The sequence below is a fragment of the Novosphingobium marinum genome (genome assembly GCF_013408095.1).
GTDB lineage: Bacteria > Pseudomonadota > Alphaproteobacteria > Sphingomonadales > Sphingomonadaceae > Novosphingobium > Novosphingobium marinum.
Window position 1 is genome coordinate 54,537 of sequence record NZ_JACBZF010000007.1, and the last position, 19,727, is coordinate 74,263.

The following is a 19,727-nucleotide window of genomic DNA, read 5'->3' on the forward strand; positions in this document are numbered from 1 at the left end:
GTTCCTCTCGATGGAGCGTCGCCCCGCCGACGCTCCGTCAGGTCCTTTGCCCTGTCAGACTTCGATGATTGCGATTGCTTCGCGCACGTCGACGGTCGATCCCTCTTCCGCGACGATCTGCTTCAAGGTACCGGTCACCGGCGAGGGTACCTCGACCTCGGTCTTCGCCGCTTCGACCTCGACCAGCGGTTCGCCTTCGGTGACGCTGTCACCCACGGCTTTCAGCCACTTGACGATCTCGCCGTCCTTCATGCCCATCCCGAACTGCGGGAGGACCACTGTGTGGTCTGCCATTTCCTGAACTCCTTATGCGGGCTGCCGCTGGCCGACGACCTTCTTCGCCGCCGCGACAATGCGCTCGACCGTGGGGTAGAGCGGCTTTTCGATGTGCGGGCTGAACGGCAGGTGGGTGTCGGGCGTCGTCACTCGCAGGACCGGTCCTTTGAGCGATTCGAACTCGTTCTCCACGATGATCGCCGAAATCTCGCTGGCCGCGCTGCAGGTCTGGTGCGCCACGTCGACGCAGATCGCGCGACCGGTCTTGCGGACTGACTGCAGGATCAGTTCCTTGTCGAGCGGGACCAGCGTGCGGGGGTCGACGATCTCTGCCGAAATGCCCTCGCTCTCCAGCTCCTTCGCCGCCTTGAGCGCGGTGTTCACCGCGCCGGCGATGGCGATGATCGTGACGTCCCTGCCCTCGCGCTTGATGTCGCCCTTGCCAAGCGGGATCACCAGATCCTCGCCCTCGGGGATGTCCGACTTGGCCATCCAGCAGGTCGAGTCCTCGAAGGACAGCACCGGATCGTCGTCACGGATCGCGGCCTTGAGCAGGCCCTTCATGTCGTAGGCGTTCGACGGCGCGATGATCTTCAGCCCCGGCATGTTCATGAACATCGAGTAGGGCCGGTCGGAGTGCTGCGCCGCGTTCGAGTTGCCGTAGAAAAGGCACGAGCGGATCACCAGCGGCAGCTTTGCCTGCCCGCCGTAGATATAGCGCGATTTCGCGATGATCGAGCAGATCTGGTCCATCGCGGGATAGAGAAACGAGGAGATCGTCACGTCGGCGATCGGGCGCATGCCGACCATCGCCGCGCCGCCGGCCGCGCCGACAAATCCGTTCTCGGAAATCGGTGTATCGCGCACGCGCTCGTCGCCGAACATGTCGACGAAATTCGTGGTCGTGCCGAAGACGTTGCAGCGCACGTCCTCGCCCATGAGGAAGACGCGCTCGTCGCGCTCCATCTCTTCCTGCTGTGCCTGGCGGATCGCGTCCAGGAATGTGGCTCTTGCCATGGTCTTGTTCTCCTTCAGGCGTGGGCCTGGACGTCTTCGGGAATGGGCAGGCGTTCCGAATAGACGTGGTCGAACGCTTCCGCGAACTCGGGATATTCGCTCTCGCGCGCGAACTTCAGCGCGTCCTCTACCGCTTCGCCGGCCTCCTTCTCGATGGCGTCGAGAGTGGCCTCGTCGATACCCGATTCCACAAGGCGCTCGCGATAGAGCACGATCGGGTCTCGCTTCAGCCAGTCCTCGTGCTCGGGGCCGCGCGGCGTAAGCTCGCGCCCCATGTTCACCGCGTGGTCGCCGTAGCGATAGGTCTTGGTCTCGATCAGCGTCGGACCCTTGCCCGCCCGCGCACGGTCGACCGCCTCGCGCACGGCTTCCTCGACCGCGTCGACGTCCTGTCCGTCGACGATGACGCCCGGAATGCCGTAGCCGTGCGCACGGTCGGCGACGTTTTCGCCCGCTACGGCATCGCTGGTCGGCGTCGACATGCCGAAGCGGTTGTTTTCGCACACGAAGATCGCGGGCAGCTTCCAGACAGCCGCGAGGTTCATGCCCTCGTGGATCGCGCCTTCGCTCGACGCGCCGTCACCGAAAAAGCACAACGCGACACGGTCCGAACCCTGCAGCTTCGCGCCGAGCGCCGCACCGGCGACGACCGGACCGCCCGATCCGACGATGCTCGTCTCGCCCAGGCTGCCCATCGAGAAGTCGGACAGGTGCATCGAGCCGCCCTTGCCCTGGCAGACGCCGGTCTTCTTGCCGAGCAGTTCGGCCATCAGCGGGCGCAGTTCGGCGCCTTTCGCAATGGGATGACCATGGCTGCGGTGGTTGCCGACCATGTAGTCGTCGTCGCGCAGCGCCATGCAGGCACCGACGCCCGAAGCTTCCATGCCGGCGTAGGTATGGAGCGCGCCGGGAATTTCGCCCTGTGCGTGAATCGCCTCTGCCTTCGCCTCGAACTGCCGGATGCGCTGCATCCGGCGATACTTCTCGAGCTTCGGATCGTTGTCGCCGATTTTAGACATGTATTTTCCTTCTTATTCCGCCGGTTCGGCTTCGGCGGTTTCGCCGGCGACGATCAGTTCGAGCGGCGCCGCGTACATCGATTCAGGCGCATCGCCGGTGATCGCGTAGACGTTTTCCATGTGGCACGGGCCGAGCTTCGCGCCGAAATACAGGCTGTCGAGCGACACCAGCATGCCTTCTTCCAACACGAATCCGTCCTTCACCCCGTGCAGGCCTGCCGAAGGGTAGGGAAGCGGGATTTCGAGCGGCATGATGCCGATCCCGTGTGCCACGACGAGCAGTTTCTCGGGCGTCGGCACACCCTTGGACTTGAGGTGCTCGTAGCCGATCTCCGGAAGGCTCGCGGTAGAAACACCGGGGCGCAGCTTGTCCACCATCATCAGGAACGCATCGCGCAGGATGTCGTGCTGGCGCTGGTACTCGTCGCTCGGCTTGCCGATCACGGCCGTGCGATTGATGTCGATCCAGAAGCCGTCGTAGATGCCTTGCGTCTCCAGGATCACGATATCGCCGCGGCGAAGGTTGCGGTTGCCCTGCGTGCGGAAGAGGTCGGGAATGAAGTCGTCGTCCTCGTACGCGCCACCGAACAGCATTGCGCCGTCGTCGACGGGAATAACGTCGTTGCGCACCATGAAGTCGCAGATGCGCGCCTGCACGTCGTTCCAGTCTGCGCCTTCGTGCAGGACGGAGCCTGCATGGGCGATGACGCGGTCGGCCAGCTTGCCCAGCTTGCGGTAGCGGGTCAGCTCGTCGGGCGTCTTGACCACGCGCACGCGGACCATGAAGTCCAGCGCGTCGCGGTAGCTATGCGCCACGCGCGGCTCGATCTTCTGCGAAAGCCGCGGCTCGTCGAAGCCGATGGTCTTGCCGGTCATGCCGTGGTCGGCCAGCGCGACGGCTACGGCATCGACGATGTTCGGCTGGCATTCGCCCTTGATCAGGTCGGCCAGCGCGGTTGCGTCTTCCGCCAGCTGCCCGCCCTTGCGATCGGGGTCGATGTACCGGCTGACCTCGCAGAAGTTCAGCATCTCGAAACTGCGAACTTCGCCGAAGGAGCAGGCCGGGCCGTCGCGGTTGAGCACGGCGACGATGCCGAGGTTCGCTTCGGGAATGACGAGCGTCAGCGGTTTCGAGGGATCGGCGTAGACGATGGCGGCGGCCACCGGCTCCTGCTGACCCCAGCGTTCGAGGATCGAGTGGTAGCCGGTGGCGTAGCGCACGTCGTGCGGGTGGCTCAGGACGACCGCGTCGAGGCCCTCGGCCCCGAGCATCGAGCGCAGCCTGTCCGCCCGCTGGTTCGAGGCCGGATGGGTCATGCTGCTTCTTCCAGTCCTTCGTTGGCGACGTTGCCCACGGTCTTGCCGCTGGCGATGTCGCGCAGGAATTCGTGGTTGAGGATGAAGCGGATCTGGCCTTCCTCGTCGGTGAAGGCGACCGCGCCGTGGCCCATGAACAGGTACTCGGTCACTTCCTTGCAGTGCGCCTCGTTATGGCGCGAACCGATCGGCTCGTAGCCGTAGGTCCCGGCAGTGGCGGAGCCGACGTCGTAGATCAGCTCGCCCTTGGTGACGTAGTACTGTCCGTGGCCCAGGTGCCAGTGCGGCGCGAACGTGGCGCCCGGCTCCATGTGGACGAACAGCACCCAGTCGCCGGTTTCCTCGCTGTAGCGAAGCAGGCGGATGGTCGTGCCGGTGCCGAGTTCGACTTCGTGGCAATCGTCCTTGTTGACAATCAGGTCGCCAAGCTTTCCGGGTTCGTGAGGAGTGGTCATCTGTGGTCTCCGTGGGTTGAGTGGGTTCGGTCGGTTTCGTTGCGAATTGATGCGGTCATCCTCCACCGGCTTCGAGCAGGAAGTGCGTTCCGACTCGCCGGATGCAGGGAATCTATCAGGTTTTGCGCCATCGATGGGATCGTGCCGACGCGTGGCCCGGTCCCGCCATCGCGCATCCGGTCTTGCCGTACCCGGTTTTGGACTCCATTGAAGTCGCGATGGTGGAGAGGGCGCGCGATCGCGACGAGATGCTGGCGCAGGCGGCGAGGCTGGCGCAGGGAGCCGAACCGGCGAGCGCGCGCGCGCTTGTCGGAAGGCTGCTTGCCGGCGATCCCGCCGATGCCGACGCCCTGACCGTGCAGGGTATCGTAGAGCAGCGCACCGGCAACCCCGATGCAGCCGCGAGCGCCTTCCGGAAGGCGTGCGAGGCCGATCCCGGAAACCCGGCGCGTATCGGCAATCTTGCCGTAGCTCTCAAGAACGCGGGCCGTTTCGAGGATGCGATCGCGGCATTTCGCGAAACGCTGCGCCTGCGACCCGGCCATGCCGCGACTCTGGCCAACCTCGCGTCGTGCCTGCTCGCCGCCGGACGTCCGGCCGAAGCGATCGCCGCACTCGATCCCGCGCCCCGCCATCCCGACGCGCTCAATCACCTTGGCGTCGCGCATGCGCGGCTCGGCGATCATGACCGCGCGGTCGAATGCTATCGTGCGGCGCTGGGCCTCAGGCCCGGCCACGGCGGGGCGACGCTCAACCTGGTGGATGCCCTCGCCGAAACCGGTGCCGTCGAAGAGGCGGAGACGATTGCAAAGGGCGTCCTGGCCCAGGCTCCCGGTCACCCGCGTGCGTCGAACCAGCTTGGCCTCCTGCGCGACCGCGCCGGCGATACCGGGGGTGCGATCGCGGCGTTCGAGAAGGGTTTCGATCCCGCCGCGCCGCACCACGCGCTCGGCGTCAACCTTGCAAGAATGCTCGTCATCGCGGGGCGCTGCGAGGACGCTGTCGGGGTGACGGAAACCCTCGAGCGCGATTCGCCCGATGTGACCACGCCGCTTGCCCTGCGGTGCGCGGCGCTGGAAAGGCTCGGGCGGCGCGACGAGCTCGCCGCGCTCATGGGCGTCGACCGCTTCGTCACATCGCGCGACTTCGAAGCGGTACCCGGCTTCGCGAGCCTGGGCGAATTCAATTCGGCGCTGATCGCGGAACTCGAAGCGCATCCCTCGCTCACCTTCGAGCCCGAGGGCCTCGTGACGCGTCAGGGCAGGCAGAGCGCCGATCTTGCCGGGGACGACAGCCCGGCCATTTTCGTGCTGGCCGCGCTCGCCCGTGCTGAACTGGCGAAAGAGCGCGAAAGGCTTTCGCGCCTGCGTGCCGACCATCCGTTCCTGAGAGCCTTGCCGCATGAGTGGTCGCTCACCCTCTGGGGCACGACGCTGACGCCGGGCGGATCGGTCGATGCGCACATCCACGCGCCCAACTGGCTCTCGGGCGTTTACTACCCCGATTTCCCGGACGGCAGCGAGGAAGGCGCTTTCGCGGTTGGCTGCCTGCCCGACGATCTCGGCGGCGGGGGGCAGGCCACGGTCATGCGGCCGGCGACAGGCCGCATGTTCCTGTTCCCCTCGTACCTCTGGCACGGGACGCTCCCGTTTTCCGATGCGAAAGCGCGGGTCAGCTTTGCCTTCGACCTCGTGCCGGAAGGCATCGGCAGGCCGCACCGCCTTCGTTGAACGCACGCGCCCCCTCTCGGACGGGTCGCCATCCCGACCGGATCCCGCAGGGGAGTGGGCAAGGAGGGCGCGCACGTTCACTCGCTCAGAACTTCATCCCTGCCTCGACGCCGAAGGAACGCGGCGGCGCGTAGTTGGTGAAGTTGAAAAGGCCCGCGACGGAGTTGGCGGATACGCGGTACACCTCGTCGAGCAGGTTCCGGCCATAGACCGTGACCCGATATGTCTCGGTCGGATCGCTCCAGGCAATGCTGGCACCCACGAGCGTGCGCTCCTCGCCCTGTGTGAACGGAGCGTTGAGAGTGACCGACTCGTATTCGGACTGGTAATTTACGTCGGCGCTGAGCGTCAGGAAGCCCCAGTCCATCGGAGGCGTCTCGTACGATGCGGTGGCGCCGAGCGTCCATTCGGGCACGTTACGCAAGCCGAGGAAGGAGGCGTCATCGTTGGTGCCGTCACCGTCGATGTCGGTGAAGAACTCGAGGTACTTGGCTTTCTGCCAGCCGACCGTCGCGCCCAGGGTAAGGCCGGAGACGGGGGCGGCCGAAAGTTCGAGTTCGACGCCGTAGACTTCTGCCTTGCCGGCGTTCGTCGTCCTCGTTTCCTGACCGGGCAGGCCGGTGATCGGATCGGTGAAGGGTACGACCGCGTCGCGCTGCAGGTCGTTGTACTTCACGTAGAACGCGGCAAGGTTTGCGCGTAGCGTGCGGGTCGCGTTCTCGGTCTTGAAACCGAGTTCAAAACTGTCCGCGGTTTCTTCCGCAAATGGCAAGGCCGACGTGGCCGACATCGCCTGTTCGTTGTAGCCGCCCGACTTGTAGCCCTGACTGTAGGTGAAATAGTTGTTGATGCCGTCGGTGATCTCCCATCGGTAGCCGGCGCGGAACGTGGGACGCGAGAACTTGGCACTGTCCGAGTATTCCGGCCAAAAACCGGTCTGTACCAGCGATCGGCGAACCTGCGGACGGACCGAGAAGCTCTTCTCCTCCTTCGTGTATCGAGCGCCGAAGAATACCGCGAGCGGATCGGCGACCTGGTACTCCGCCTCGCCGAACACCGCGTAGGAATCGACCTTGTAGTCGGCGGTTGAAAGGTTCGGGTCGGTAAGCGCCGTTGGATCGCCGAGGAAGCGAAGGAAACCCAGGAATGAGGTAGCGTTCGCGTCCAGGGTCTGGCCCCAGTACATCGCGCCGGCCGTGAACTTGAACACGTCCGAAAAGTCGGAGCTGAAGCGCGCCTCGACGCTGTACTGCTCGCGCACGTCGTCGCGAGTTGACACGAAGAGGTAGGCGTTCTCGCCGGTGTAGTCGGACGGCAGGATCGATTTTACCCGGCGCCAGCCGCCGACGACCGTGACCGAACCGATATCGAACGACTGTTCCGCGCGAAGGTAAGCGCCATCGACATCGACCCGGTGGCCATTGAGCGTTCCCGGACAAGTCGGCGCCTCGGCATCGCCGGAACAAAGCGTCGTACCGGTGTTGAAGGGACTCTCGCCCGTGGTCTGGATGCCCGGAAAGCCGACGACGTCGAAAAGGAACCCGGCCGGAGTCTCGTTGACCGACGGAGGCGAGTCCGCACGGTCACGCAAAAGCTCATACGTCAGCATTATGTCGGTTTCGGGCGAAGGCTGCCAAAGCAGTTTGGCGCGAGCGCTGATGTAGTCCCCGCCGCCCCAACGCTGACCGCGACCTTCGCGGCCTTGGACCCCATCGACGTTGTTGTTCTTGGTTAGACGGTAGTATCCATCGGACTTGTGGTACGTTCCCGCAAAACGGAACGCCAGCGTGTCGCTGAACGGCACGTTGATCGCGGCCTTGGCATCGATCGTGTTGAAGCTCGAATAGCCGAGCCGTGCCTCGCCGCCGAGTTCGAAATCGGGGCGCTTGGTGATGACGTTTACCACGCCGCCGACCGTGTTCTTGCCGAACAGCGTGCCCTGCGGGCCGCGCAGCACCTCGATCCGCTCGATGTCGAATAGGTCGAAGAGCTGGGTCTGGACGTGGGCGAGAACGAAGTCGTCGACGACGACCGCGACGGCGGGTTCGAACGTCAGGATGATGTCGCCGGTCGACTGGCCGCGAATACCGATCGAGGCCGCGTTGAAGCCCGGGACGTTGGTGATGACGACGTTCGGGACGTCACCGCTCAGGCCACGGATATCGGTGGTGAACTTCCGCTCGATCGCCGCTTCGGTGAACGCGGTCACGGCGACCGGGGTTTCCTGCAGCGATTCCGACACGCGGCGAGCGGTGACGACGATGTCCTCGAGGCCGCCCTGCGCGCGTGCCTGCTGCACCGGCGTTTCGGAAACCGGCGCTTCGTCGGCCTCCTGCGCCTGCGCCATCACGCTCGTGCTGGCAGTGGTAAGCAGTCCTGTTACGATAAGCTTGAGGGCGGATTCCGCCCTGCAACGGCTCTTTGCCATCGTCATCCCCTCCATGATGGCTGCAATTCTGCATGCAGCTCGAATCAAAAGGCGCCCCTCGACGCCTCCCGATAAATGAGCACGTATGTTCGTTTTTTGAAAGTCAAAAATACAATCATGATTGAATGTTTTTGCGTCCGCCTAAAATCGGGCAATTGCATGCGTCGGATTTGCCGATAGGTAGGGCAGCCGGACCGAGGAGGAAACTGAACATCACGGCCCCAGCGCGCCATATCGGGAAAACGGACGGGGAGGGCGACCGGGAGGAACGGCGCACCTATACCAGTCCGGCCATCCTCGCGCGCAGGAAGCGCATCGTCGAGAAGGCGCACGAAATCCTGGGAGAGGGCGGTGTCGATGCCCTCACGATCCGCCGACTGGCTGCCGAATCGGATGTCGCGCCGCGCACGATCTACCGGCTGTTCGGAGACAAGGACGGCGTGATCCTCGCCACCGTTTCAGATCGCATGGCGGAAGTCAGGGCGCAGATCGCCGCGAACACGTCCGAGTACACGCTGGAGCGCGTCTTCGACGAGCTCGACTGGATGATCTCGGAAATGGAGCGCGACACCGAGTACGGTCGCGTCGTCGTCGGGTTCGTGTTCTGGATGGAACCGCGCCGCCGCGAAGTGCGAGAACTGCTTTCGGTCGCCTACAGCCGGTTCAGGAACTGGCTCGAGCGCGAGATCGAAAAGGGCAACGTGCGCCACGATCTCGATCGCGAGCGGATCGCCAACGTCCATGTCATGCACGAGTATCTGGTCTATCGCCGGTGGACCCTCGGAGTGGTCGGCTCGCACCAGGCAAGGCTCGAATTGCGCGCATGCTTCCTGCAGACCGCATCGGTCCTGCTGGTCGGCAAGGCGTATGAGGATTGCATGAAGCACCTTGCCGAACTTCATGCGAAGCTCGATCCGCCCGAACCGCTCAGGTGGGACGACCCGGATACCGAACACGATCCACAGATTATCGACGACGATGGAGAGGACGAATGATGACGCTCGAGGAACTTTCGGCCCGGGAGGAAATCCGCCAGCTGCGGATCGACTACTCGACCTTTTTCGATTCGAAGGACGAAGCGGCGATCCGTTCGCGGTTCATACCCGACATCGTCTGCCACTATCCCGAATCCTACGGCGGGTCCTATGAAGGCGTCGATGCGGTAATCGGACTTTTCCGCGCCACCTGGGCGAACCTGAAAAATCCGTTCGAGGTTCTTCACCTGACGTCGAACCACCACATCGAGCTGACGGGTCCGGACAAGGCCACCGGACACTGCATGCTGCTCGACCTCATCAATCAGCAGGAAGAGGGCGTACCCCACGCGACGCGCGGCGGGCATGCAAATCCGCTGCTGCTGATCGGGCGGTACGAGGACGAATACGTGAAGCGCGACGGGCGCTGGCTGTTCTCGCAGATCAAGCTTTCGGCGCTCTGGCCCGACTGGCAGGTCACCTGACGGGGACGGGCGGGCTGCCGGCTTTCGGCGGTTCGCCTACACCCCGTTCGCGCGGCTCTTGCCCCGGGCCAGCGCAGGCGTCGGTTTCGCAAGGTTGACCGGGCCGGAACCGAGCCGGGCGAGGCTGTTGGCGTCCATGCACTTGGCAATGACCGATGGATACTGCGCGCCGCGCGCCGCGTCGGAATCGAGCGCGTCCATCTGGGCGGCGCGGCACGATGCCTCCGTGCGATAGGTATCGGCCTCGAATGCCAGCCGCTCGCAATAGGTTCCGTCATCGGCGCAGCCGAACAGGGCCAACGCGAAAATCGCAGTGCTCATAATCATTTACCTCGCCCATCTTAACGAATGTAAGTGCAAAAGTTTCCCGAAGAGCGGGCAGAGGTGGACGGACCGGGTCGCGGCATTAAGTAGAGGGCCATGCCCGATACCAAAGCGAAGCTCTTCATCCGCCAGGCCCGCGCCACCGATGCGCGCGCGATCGCGCGACTGTCCGCCCAGATCTACGGCAAGGCGGACGCCTTCACGCAGGCGGAGGTGCGCGGGCAGATCAACAATTTCCCCGAAGGCCAGTTCGTCGCCGAGTACGAGAAGAAGATCGTCGGCCATTGCGCCACCATCCTGGTTACCGCAGACCAGGCGTTCGGCGACCATACCTGGGAGGAGATCAGCGGCGGCGGCTACGGGCGACTGCCGGTCGACGAGGCCGACATCCTCTACGGCTTCGAAGTCTGCGTCGATCCCGAATTCAGGCGTCTGCGTATCGGCCAGCGCTTCTACCGCAAGCGGCGCGAGCTGTGCCAGAACCTCGAACTGAAGGGCATCGCGTTCGGCGGGCGCATGCCGGGCTTCATGCGCCGCAAGCGCACGTACAAGACACCCGAAGCCTATCTCCAGGCGGTCACCAACAAGGAAGTGCGCGACTCCGTTATCCTGTTCCAGATGAACCAGGGGTTCGAGCCGCAGGGCATCCTCCATGACTACTGGCCAGGCGACAAGGAAAGCGGCGGGCACGCGGTGCTCATGTACTGGGCCAACCCGCTGGCACCCGAGGAGGGGAGCTTCCGCTATCACGGTCGCAACACGCGCCTGCCCTCGAACGTCCGGCTGGCGACCGTGCAATTCATGATGCGCGGGATAGAGACCATCGACCAGTTCGAGGAGCAGGTCGAGTACTGGGTCGATGTCGCCTCCGACTACAATTCGGACTTCGTCGTGTTTCCCGAGCTTTTCACGCTCGAGCTCCTGTCGATCGAGAAGCGCAAGCTCGAACCGATCCAGGCCATCGAGAAGATCGCGACCTATACCGACCGCTTCTGCAAGTTCATGGAAGGCCTTGCGGTGTCGTACAACATCAACATCATCGGCGGATCGCATCCGACCAAGGTCAAGAACGGCGACATCCACAACATCAGCTACATCTTTCTGCGCGACGGCTCCACGCACACGCAGGACAAGCTGCACCCGACGCCTTCGGAACGACGCTGGTGGAATATCAAGGGCGGTGCCGGGGCAAGCGTCATCCCCACCGACTGCGGCCCGATCGGGGTGATGATCTGCTACGATTCCGAATTTCCCGAACTTGCCCGCCACCTCGTCAACCAGGGAGCGCTCATGCTATTCGTGCCGTTCTGCACCGACGAACGGCGCGGCTACCTGCGGGTCCGTTACTGCTGCCAGGCGCGCGCGGTGGAGAACCAGTGCTACGTCGTAACCTCCGGCGTCGTCGGGAACCTGCCCAATGTCGAGCAAATGGACATTCACTACGCCGAAAGCGCGATCCTCACGCCTTCGGATTTCCCCTTCGCGCGTGACGGCGTCGCCGCCGACACCGCGCCGAACACCGAGACCATCGCCATCGCCGACCTTTCGCTCGACGATCTCCTGACCAGTCGCCAGTCCGGCGCGGTGCAGAACCTGAAGGACCGCCGGTTCGACCTGTTCAGGGTCGAATGGCGCGAAAAATAGGGCTAGGGGCCCGGCCATGAATTTCCTTGGGCCGGTCTTCACGATTCTCATCGCGATCTTCACGTTGCAGGCCGGCGTGGGATCGCTGCAGGCGCTCGTTGGCCTAAGGCTCGATGCGCAGGGCATGCCGGCACCGGTCATCGGCCTTGCGGGGACGAGCTATTTCCTCGGCCTCACCATCGGCTCGCTGCGCGTGTTCGGCATCATCGGGCGGGTCGGGCACATCCGCGCCTTTGCCGCTTTCGTCTCGCTCTATTCGGCGAGCGCCCTCGCCTACGCGCTCTTCGATAACGCGTGGTTCTGGATCGCGCTGCGCCTTGTCGATGGCTTTGCCATCGCCGGCGTGTTCGTGTGCCTCGAAAGCTGGCTCAACGACCGGGCCGACCCTGCGAAGCGGGGCACCACGCTCGCCTTCTACATGATGGCGCTCTACGCCGGTCAGGCGCTCAGCCAGGCGCTGCTTGCGCTGGGCACCGACATTGCCTGGCAGCCGTTCGTCGTCGCCTCGCTGCTTCTTTCGCTGGCGATCGGTCCGGTTGCGTTGACCCACATGGCCGAACCGAAGATCGATACGCAGCAGGTTTTCTCGCTGCGTCGGCTCTATGCCGCCTCTCCGCTCGGCGCGGTGGGGACGGTCGTGACCGGCGTCATGCTCGGCGCGTTCTACGCTATGGCCGCGGTTCATGCCCAGCGCATCGGCATGCGCGCGGCCGAGATCGCCGCGCTGATGGCGGGCGTGATCGCTGGCGGCATGGCGCTGCAATGGCCCTTCGGCAGGCTTTCGGACAGGTTCGACAGGCGCACCGTGGTCGTCCTGCTGTTCGGCGCGGTCGCCATTGTCAGCGGCGTTCTGGCCATCGAGGACGATACCGGCCGTTTCGTGCTGCTCGCGGTGCTGTTCGGTGGCGGCGCATTCGCGCTGTATCCGCTGTGCGTCGCCCACACCAACGACCACCTCGAACCGGGCGAGCGAACTGCGGCGAGCGGCGGACTGATCCTGCTCTATTCGGTGGGTGCAGTCGCCGGCCCCGTACTGGGCTCGGTGGCGATGCGGGTTCTCGGGCCGGGCGGGCTCTATGCGCTGATCGGCGCTTTTTCGGCTCTGGCCTTCCTGTTCGGCATCTGGCGACAGGTCACCGCCGCGGCGGTTCCGAACGCCGAGCAGGGTGACTTCCAGGTCCTGCCCCGCACAACCCCGATGGCAGCGGCGCTCGACAGCGAACAGGGATGACGACGCGCAAGCTATTGGCAAACAGGCACGACGCCGATTGCCGCGCGCATCGCCGGGCGCTAATCGCAAGAGCATGATTGCGCCGTCCTTCCACGCCGTAGCCGCCATGCTGCTGGCTGCCGCGATGTTCTACGCGTTCGCGAAGGGCAAGCTGCAGGTCGAGATCATCTCGCTGCTCGTGATCGGTTCGATCGCACTGTTCCTCTACATCGCGCCGCTGCCGGGAGACGACCGGTACGCCGGCCTCGAACTCGCCTTCAGGGGATTCGGGCACTACGCGCTGGTAACGATCTGTTCGCTGATGATCCTCGGGCGAGGGCTCGTGGTGACGGGCGCGCTCGATCCCGCCGCGCGCACGCTCAACAACGTGTGGAAATACAACAAGCAGGTGGGCCTGCTGGTCACGCTCGTGCTGTGCCTGTTCATGAGCATGATCATCAACGACACGCCGGTGCTCGTCCTGATGATCCCGATCATGGCGAAGCTGGCGATGAAGGGCGGGATTCCGGCCTCGAAAACGCTGATCCCGGTCAACTCGGCGATCCTCATCGGCGGCATGGCGACGACGATCGGGACATCGACGAACCTGCTCGTCGTCTCGCTCGCCACCGACCTGGGCATGGATCCCATCGGGGTGTTCCAGTTCACCCCGATCGTCCTTATCGCCGCGCTGTTCGCGCTCCCCTACATGTGGCTCGTGATGCCGCGGCTCTTGCCCGACAACACCGCCACGGTGGCGCAGGAAACGCGCACGTTCATGGCCAAGCTGCGGCTCGATCCGTCCTCGCAGATGCTCGGCAAGAACGAGGGCGAGCTGTCGCTGGTGCTGCCCAAGGACGTGAAATACGTCCTGCCGTCCGAACAGAACGGCGTCATCGGACGGCGCGTCCACCTCGAAGGTCCCTACGAGGCCCTGCAGGAATCGGCGCGCAAGCTCGGTGCCAGCCTCGCTCCGGCGTGGCTCCTGGCCAAGATCCGCAACGACAGCGAGCGTTCGGGCGACGACCTGATCGTCGCGGAAATGATCGTCGCGCCCGACAGCCGCCTGATCGGACTGACCCCGCAGACCGCCGGGCTGGAGGGCGTGGCGCTGCTCGGCATCCACCAGGCGCGCAGGCCGCTGGGAGAGACCCGGCCCGAGCGGATCGACACCGCCATCGCCGAAGGCGACGTGCTGCTGATGATGGGGCTCGACGTCGACCTCAAGGCCTTCGCCAGCAACGAGGGCCTGCTGATGCTCGAGGGCGGGCAGGAAGTCGTACGCTCGGCCAAGGCCCCGCTAGCGGCGGTGATCATGCTCGGCGCCGTCGGGTTGGCCAGCGTGGGCCTGGTGCCGATCGCGATATCGGCGCTTGCCGGCGCGATCCTGATGTTCGCCACAGGGTGCGTCCGCTTCGACAGGGTGGGGCGCGCGCTTTCGGCCAAGGTCATCGTCCTTGTTGCCGCGAGTATCGCGCTCGGCCAGTTCGTCCTCGTCTCGGGCGCCGCCGAGTGGCTGGGACAGCTTCTCGCGATGGGTCTGCGCTACCTGCCCGCGGCGGGCGTGCTGGCAGCCATCATGGTCTTCGTGACGATCCTCACCAATTTCGCGTCGAACACCACCGCAGCCGCCGTGGGTACGCCGATCGCGTTCAGCCTTGCCAATACGCTCGGACTTCCTGCAGAACCGCTGATCCTGGCGGTGCTTTTCGGCTGCAACCTCTGTTATGCGACGCCGGTCGCGTACCAGACCAACATGATGATCATGGCCGAGGGTGACTACAACTTCGGCGATTACCTTCGATCCGGTATTCCGCTCGTAGCGATCATGGTCGTCGCGCTGTCGGTATTGCTGGTGATACACTACGGGATCTGAGCGCGAACCCGGCATTTTCGCTGCCGTTTCGTCGCCATTGCCTTTTGTTAGCCGAAAACCCGGGAATACGGCGCTTGCGGCGGCGACGTCGCTCCGGAACAATTGCGCTTCCCGAAAGGTTACGGACGGCGCATGGATTCATCCGGTATTCTCTCGAAACGCTCATGGCTCGTCGATGCAGCCAACCGCGTCCTGCCCGCCGCCTGGAGCGCCGGCATGCTGCCCAGGCCCGAACTCGACGATGCCCTGCTGCTGGAGAATGCGCGGACGAAAACCGGCCTGTCGGACTTCGGCGACGAGTGGTTCCGCGCACCGCTCAAGGTGCTTGTCGCGGCACTGCGCGAGGAGGCGGACCTCAACAATCTCGGCAGGTTCGGTGCGGCAGGACAGATCGCCAAGATGCTTCGCGACCGGCTTTGGACGCAGGCCTGGCTGTCGGAACAACCGGAAATCGGGCGGCGTTCGCTCGCTCGCCCGGTCTTCGTCGTCGGACCGATGCGTTCGGGCACCACGCGCCTGCACCGCCTGCTCGCCGCCGACGATCGCTTCGCCCACATGCGCATGTTCGAGGCGATCGCACCCGTTCCCGAGCCGGGCCGCCGCCCCGGACGCTTCGACAGGCGCAGGCTGGAAGCCCGCGCCATCCTGGGCGCGGTTCACCGTTTCAATCCGGACACCGCGATCATCCACCCGACAGGCCCCCTGCAACCCGAGGAGGAGCTGGGCCTGCTCGTCGCCTCGTTCTGGGGGATGAAGCACGAGGCGCAGTGGAACGTGCCGGGTTACGGCGCGTGGAGCGTGGGCCGCGACGCGACGCCCGCCTATCGCCACATGGCGCTGCTCCTGAAGCTCGTCGGCTGGATGCGCGGAGACGACGACCGGCGGCCCTGGGTGCTCAAGACCCCGCAGCACATGCTCGACCTGCCGGCGCTGACGAAGGTCTTTCCCGATGCCCGGATAGTCTTCACCCACCGCGACCCGCAATCGGTCGTCGCGTCGAGTTCGTCGCTCGTCTGGAACCAGAAGATCATCCACTCCGACAGCGTCGATCCGCGCACGGTGGGTCGCGAATGGTTCGACAAGACGCACCTCCAGATCGAATCGATGCGCGCCGCACGCCGGCGAATTCCCGAGAGCCGGCGGATCGACGTGAATTACGAGGACGTGGACGCCGACTGGCAATCGGTCATGCGGCGGATTTACCGCTTCCTGGACATGGACATGGCTCCCGCGCTCCCCGCGATGCAGGCCTACGTCCAGCGCACGCACCATAGCTCCAGACTGAAGCGCCATCGCTACAGCCTCGATGCGTTCGGGCTGGACGCAGGGGTCGTAAAGGATCGCTTCGCCGATTATGTCGAGGCTTTCGAGCTTGGCGCGCGGCCATCGCCGCAACCGAGGCCGGTTCGCGCCGTTCCGGGCTCGACCGACTGGACGCCTGCGGCGGCGAGGAGCCGGATACCCGCTCGCATCGCTGCCGCCCGGCGCTAGGCCAATCCGCTTGGCCGCATGAGAACGACATGGCAGGATGGCGCAAGGCGCCTCTGAAGACCTGCCGGAAAGGAGAGCCCGCCCTGCGTATCGACATCGACCGTATCGAAAGCGACCTCGCCGAGATTGCGAAATTCGGCTTCAACGAAGAGGACCGCGGCATCTATCGCCAGGGCTTCACCGAGGCGGACATGGCCGCGCGCGCATGGATGCGCGACCGTTTCGAAGAACTTGGAATGGAACACCAGCTCGACGGGGCCGGCAATGTCATCGGCCGTTACGGACCTTCCGACAGGCCCTCGGTGATCATCGCCTCGCACCTCGACTCGGTTCCCGCAGCCGGGATTTTCGACGGTGTACTCGGTGTCGTCGCCGGCCTCGAGTGCGTGCGCGCGATGAAGGAAGCGGGGCACGAACCCTACTATCCCATCGACGTCATCGGCACGAGCGAGGAAGAAGGACGGTTCGGCGGCATGCTGGGCGCGCAGGCGCTGAGCGGCCAGCTGACCCGCGAATGGCTGGACAGCGCAAGCGACGAGAGCGGATATTCGCTCAAGGACGCGATGCGCGCGGCAGGCCTCGATCCCTACGATGCGCTGCACGCCTATCGCCGCCCGGAATCGATCCGCGCCTTCATCGAAATGCACGTAGAGCAGGGGCCGGTCCTCGACATGGAGCGCACCACCATCGGCATCGTCGAGGGCATCTCGGGCGTGTTCAAGTGGAACGTGCGCCTCAAGGGGAAGGCCGACCACGCGGGCACGGCGCCGATGAACATGCGGTCGGACGCGCTGATGGGCATGGTCGACTTCGCGCACGAGATACAGCGGATCATCGACGAGGAAGGCACCGACAAGTCGCGCATCACCATCGGCCACGTCGCGCTCAAGCCCGGCTTCCCGCACACCGTGCCGGGCGAGGCCGACTTCACCATCGTCGGGCGCGACCTCGACGAGGAGATCATGCGCGGCCTCGCCAACGCCTGCCGGCGTGTGCTGTCCTCGATCGCGCGCAAGCACAAGCTGAAGTTCGAATACGACGAGATGAGCTGGCTGACGCCCGCCATCTGCGACCGCGGGATCGTCGACCTGATCGAGCGCAAGACGAAGGAGCTCGGCTATTCGTACAAGCTCATGCCGTCGGGCGCCGGACATGACGTGCAGTTCTTCTGCGACTACGTGAAGGCGGGCATGTTCTTCGTGCCGAGCGTCAAGGGCGTCAGCCACGCGCCCGACGAATGGACGCACTGGTCCGATTGCGAGATGGGCGCGCAGCTCCTGCTGGAATGCGTGGCCGAACTGTCCTCCAAGGACGCCGAAGTCGCGGCGACCGAGCGCGAGTTGCAGCATTGAGCCTGCTCACGCAGTCGCCATCGACACGGTGAAGACGTTGCGGTTTTCGATGCGCTCGTAGGCCGCGCCTTGCGAAAGCTTGCGTATCAGCCCGATGCCGAGACCGCCGGGTTGCGCTTCGTCGAGACTGGAATAGGGCTTCGGTGCCGAGGCGGAGAGGGGATCGAATGCCGGCCCGTCGTCGGCGAGCGTGATCCTCAGCGATTGCGGTCCGGATTCGACGGCGAGGGTCAGCGCGGTCGCGCCGATGGAATGGCGCACGACGTTGCTGATCATTTCCTCCAGCACGACCTCGATGCGGTTCAATGCGCCTTCGGACGGCATGCGATCGCCCAGCCAGTCGTGCAGGGACAGCCGCGCCCGTTCGAGCGAGTCCATCGTGCACGGCAGGTGCAGGACGAGTTCGTTGCCGCGCTCGTTTCCGGCGGGCGGCACGACACCGCTACCCCTTGACGGCTGCGACCGCCTCGGCCTCGCTGCCGACGACGGGGATGATCTCGGACAGCGCGGTCGTCTCGATCACTTCCATGACCGGCGGCGTCGCGCCGTAGAGCGCCATTTTCGCGCCCCGCCGGTCGAGCGTGCGGCAGGTCGTCAGGAGCATGCGGATGCCGAGCGACGCGATGAACGTCACCTTGGTGAGGTCGACGATTGTCGGCATCGCCTTGGGAGCTATGCCCGCCGTGAACTGCATTTCCATGTTGTTGACGTTCATCGTGTCGAGCCGACCCTCTAGCTCGGCCTTCACGACGCCGCCTTCTTCGCTGATAACTGCGCTCACGCTCACCCCCCTTTTACTCGCTGGCGAATTCAGTCGAACGTCAGGACAACGAGCGAAAAATCATCGTCCAGCGTCTCCGGCCGCGCCCTGTGGCGGACGGCGTCGTAGATTCTGACCGCTTCGTTCACCCCGTCAATAGGCGGCTCGAGCATCAGCTTCACGAAATCCTTGAGGTTCCACTGGTGGTCGTCGGTATCGACGATTTCGTACACCCCGTCGCTGAACATGTAGATCGACGCGCCTTCGGGCACATGCATCGATGCTTCCCTGAAGGTCATTTCCGGCATCGCACCGATGATGACGTTACGCGTACGCATGGGGATCGCGGCAGAGCGGCTCGGCGGCACGAGGTAGGTCGGGTGATGGCCGCCGCTGGCATAGTCAAGCCGGCGCGCCTCGGTATCGTACACTCCGTACCAGGCAGTGAAGTAGAGACCGGCGTGCTCGTCCATCTGGTACATGTTGTTGAGTGCGGCCAGGACTTCGCCGGGTCTGCGCATGTCGGCGCCGGGCAGCGCCTTCTGCCGCAGGTTGTTCATTATCGAAACGGCGTGCATGGCAGCGCTCGCCCCGTGACCGGCGACGTCGATGAGATATCCGACGTATGTCGTGTCCGAAAGCTGGCCGTAGCCGAAGGCATCACCGCCCAGCTTGGCCGAAGGTTCGTAGACCCAGTCGGCGCGGATCGGCGCTTCCCGCGACGGCGGCGGGAGGAGCGACCGGACATAGGCTGTCGCCCGCTGAAGCTCGCGGCTGAAGTCGTCGTTCTTCTCGATCTCGGCGGGTGTGCGCCAGGCGTGCTTGAGCTTGTGGCTGCCGATGGCGAGCATCGAACCGACCGGGAGCATGACGGACCCTTCGACGCGCTTCCCGTCGATGAACGTGCCGTTGGTCGAACCGAGGTCGGTCACGACGACGGCGCCGTCCTTCATCTGGACGCGACAGTGGGAGCGCGAGACCTGGACGTCCGATATGACGATGTCGGCTGGCGGGACACGGCCGATCTCGAGGCCGACCGCACTGATCGCGTAGCGTTCCTCGACGTCGAGGCCGGTCGTCATTTCAAGGCAGTGGATGCGGTCCTGGCCGATCAGGTCCGAAACGTTCGAGCCGAGAATGATCTGCGTCTGATCGGAATCCGCCATGTTTCCGCCCCTGCTTCGCGGGCGCGACCGTGGTGTGAAGGGCACCCGACATTGCCGTGACTATCGCGTCTTGCCGTCGTCTTGACAAGGTCGGCGTCCACAGGGGGAAACGATCCTGCTTGCCATTTGGCCGGTCGGCCCCTACATGCCCGCCAAGACTGGCATCGGCGCACGTTCGCCCGATGCATGACCGGCAGCGTGAG

At 64.7% G+C, this 19,727-nt stretch carries 18 protein-coding genes; 8 read left to right on the forward strand and 10 right to left on the reverse strand.

What is annotated here, in order from left to right; translation table 11 throughout:
- Positions 1-54: 54 nt before the first annotated feature.
- The 5 genes from FHS75_RS15455 to FHS75_RS15475 are packed head-to-tail and all read right to left on the reverse strand — an operon-like array spanning position 55 to position 4,084.
- Entirely contained in the window at positions 55-294 is a 240-nt protein-coding gene (locus tag FHS75_RS15455; RefSeq protein ID WP_179408577.1) for a biotin/lipoyl-containing protein, read from the reverse strand.
- 12 nt (positions 295-306) lie between these two features.
- Entirely contained in the window at positions 307-1,293 is a 987-nt protein-coding gene (locus FHS75_RS15460) for an alpha-ketoacid dehydrogenase subunit beta (protein ID WP_179408578.1), read from the reverse strand.
- Positions 1,294-1,307: 14 nt separating this feature from the next.
- Entirely contained in the window at positions 1,308-2,312 is a 1,005-nt protein-coding gene (locus FHS75_RS15465; RefSeq protein ID WP_179408579.1) for a thiamine pyrophosphate-dependent dehydrogenase E1 component subunit alpha, read from the reverse strand.
- Between the two features lie 12 nt (positions 2,313-2,324).
- Entirely contained in the window at positions 2,325-3,629 is a 1,305-nt protein-coding gene (locus FHS75_RS15470; RefSeq protein ID WP_179408580.1) for a M24 family metallopeptidase, read from the reverse strand.
- A complete protein-coding gene (locus FHS75_RS15475) occupies positions 3,626-4,084 on the reverse strand; it encodes a cupin domain-containing protein (RefSeq protein WP_179408581.1) in 459 nt (152 codons plus the stop codon). Before FHS75_RS15475 ends, FHS75_RS15470 begins: the two co-directional genes overlap by 4 nt.
- Before the next feature lie 218 nt (positions 4,085-4,302).
- Between FHS75_RS15475 and FHS75_RS15480 the strand changes: the two genes are divergently transcribed.
- Positions 4,303-5,814: a tetratricopeptide repeat protein gene (locus tag FHS75_RS15480; protein ID WP_179408582.1), complete on the forward strand. Its 1,512-nt coding sequence runs from the start codon at positions 4,303-4,305 to the stop codon at positions 5,812-5,814.
- 85 nt (positions 5,815-5,899) lie between these two features.
- Here FHS75_RS15480 and FHS75_RS15485 read toward each other — a convergent pair whose 3' ends face one another.
- The gene (locus tag FHS75_RS15485) at positions 5,900-8,242 is read right to left on the reverse strand and encodes a TonB-dependent receptor (protein WP_179408583.1); all 2,343 of its coding nucleotides are present in this window, start codon (positions 8,240-8,242) and stop codon (positions 5,900-5,902) included.
- Between the two features lie 170 nt (positions 8,243-8,412).
- On the opposite strand from FHS75_RS15485, the gene FHS75_RS15490 reads away from it, so the two are divergent.
- Positions 8,413-9,237 (forward strand): TetR/AcrR family transcriptional regulator, encoded by an 825-nt coding sequence (locus FHS75_RS15490; protein WP_229735683.1) that lies wholly within the window; start codon positions 8,413-8,415, stop codon positions 9,235-9,237.
- Positions 9,234-9,701 (forward strand): nuclear transport factor 2 family protein, encoded by a 468-nt coding sequence (locus tag FHS75_RS15495; protein WP_179408585.1) that lies wholly within the window; start codon positions 9,234-9,236, stop codon positions 9,699-9,701. Before FHS75_RS15490 ends, FHS75_RS15495 begins: the two co-directional genes overlap by 4 nt.
- Positions 9,702-9,737: 36 nt before the next feature.
- Here the strand turns inward: FHS75_RS15495 and FHS75_RS15500 are convergent, their stop codons facing one another.
- Entirely contained in the window at positions 9,738-10,022 is a 285-nt protein-coding gene (locus tag FHS75_RS15500) for a hypothetical protein (protein WP_218845298.1), read from the reverse strand.
- A 99-nt stretch (positions 10,023-10,121) separates the two neighbouring features.
- Here FHS75_RS15500 and FHS75_RS15505 point away from each other — a divergent pair, with 99 nt between their 5' ends.
- The 5 genes from FHS75_RS15505 (at position 10,122) to FHS75_RS15525 (ending at position 17,598) form a co-directional block, all read left to right on the forward strand.
- Positions 10,122-11,669 carry a bifunctional GNAT family N-acetyltransferase/carbon-nitrogen hydrolase family protein gene (locus tag FHS75_RS15505; RefSeq protein WP_179408586.1) on the forward strand — a complete coding sequence of 516 codons (1,548 nt, stop codon included), beginning with the start codon at positions 10,122-10,124 and terminating at the stop codon, positions 11,667-11,669.
- 16 nt (positions 11,670-11,685) lie between these two features.
- On the forward strand, positions 11,686-12,900 hold the full coding sequence (locus FHS75_RS15510) for an MFS transporter (RefSeq protein ID WP_179408587.1): 1,215 nt from the start codon (positions 11,686-11,688) through the stop codon (positions 12,898-12,900).
- Between the two features lie 73 nt (positions 12,901-12,973).
- Positions 12,974-14,755, forward strand: a complete 1,782-nt coding sequence (locus FHS75_RS15515; RefSeq protein ID WP_179408588.1) for an SLC13 family permease — start codon at positions 12,974-12,976, stop codon at positions 14,753-14,755.
- A gap of 132 nt (positions 14,756-14,887) precedes the next feature.
- Entirely contained in the window at positions 14,888-16,246 is a 1,359-nt protein-coding gene (locus FHS75_RS15520; protein ID WP_179408589.1) for a sulfotransferase family protein, read from the forward strand.
- A 29-nt stretch (positions 16,247-16,275) separates the two neighbouring features.
- Positions 16,276-17,598, forward strand: coding sequence for a Zn-dependent hydrolase (locus tag FHS75_RS15525; protein WP_179408590.1), 1,323 nt, complete (start codon positions 16,276-16,278; stop codon positions 17,596-17,598).
- A gap of 6 nt (positions 17,599-17,604) precedes the next feature.
- Here FHS75_RS15525 and FHS75_RS15530 read toward each other — a convergent pair whose 3' ends face one another.
- Genes FHS75_RS15530 through FHS75_RS15540 form a run of 3 tightly spaced genes read right to left on the reverse strand, consistent with a single transcriptional unit; the run spans position 17,605 to position 19,524 of the window.
- Entirely contained in the window at positions 17,605-18,033 is a 429-nt protein-coding gene (locus FHS75_RS15530) for an ATP-binding protein (RefSeq protein ID WP_179408591.1), read from the reverse strand.
- A gap of 7 nt (positions 18,034-18,040) precedes the next feature.
- Positions 18,041-18,379, reverse strand: a complete 339-nt coding sequence (locus tag FHS75_RS15535) for an STAS domain-containing protein (protein ID WP_179408592.1) — start codon at positions 18,377-18,379, stop codon at positions 18,041-18,043.
- A gap of 29 nt (positions 18,380-18,408) precedes the next feature.
- A complete protein-coding gene (locus FHS75_RS15540) occupies positions 18,409-19,524 on the reverse strand; it encodes a SpoIIE family protein phosphatase (RefSeq protein WP_179408593.1) in 1,116 nt (371 codons plus the stop codon).
- Positions 19,525-19,727 lie beyond the last annotated feature (203 nt).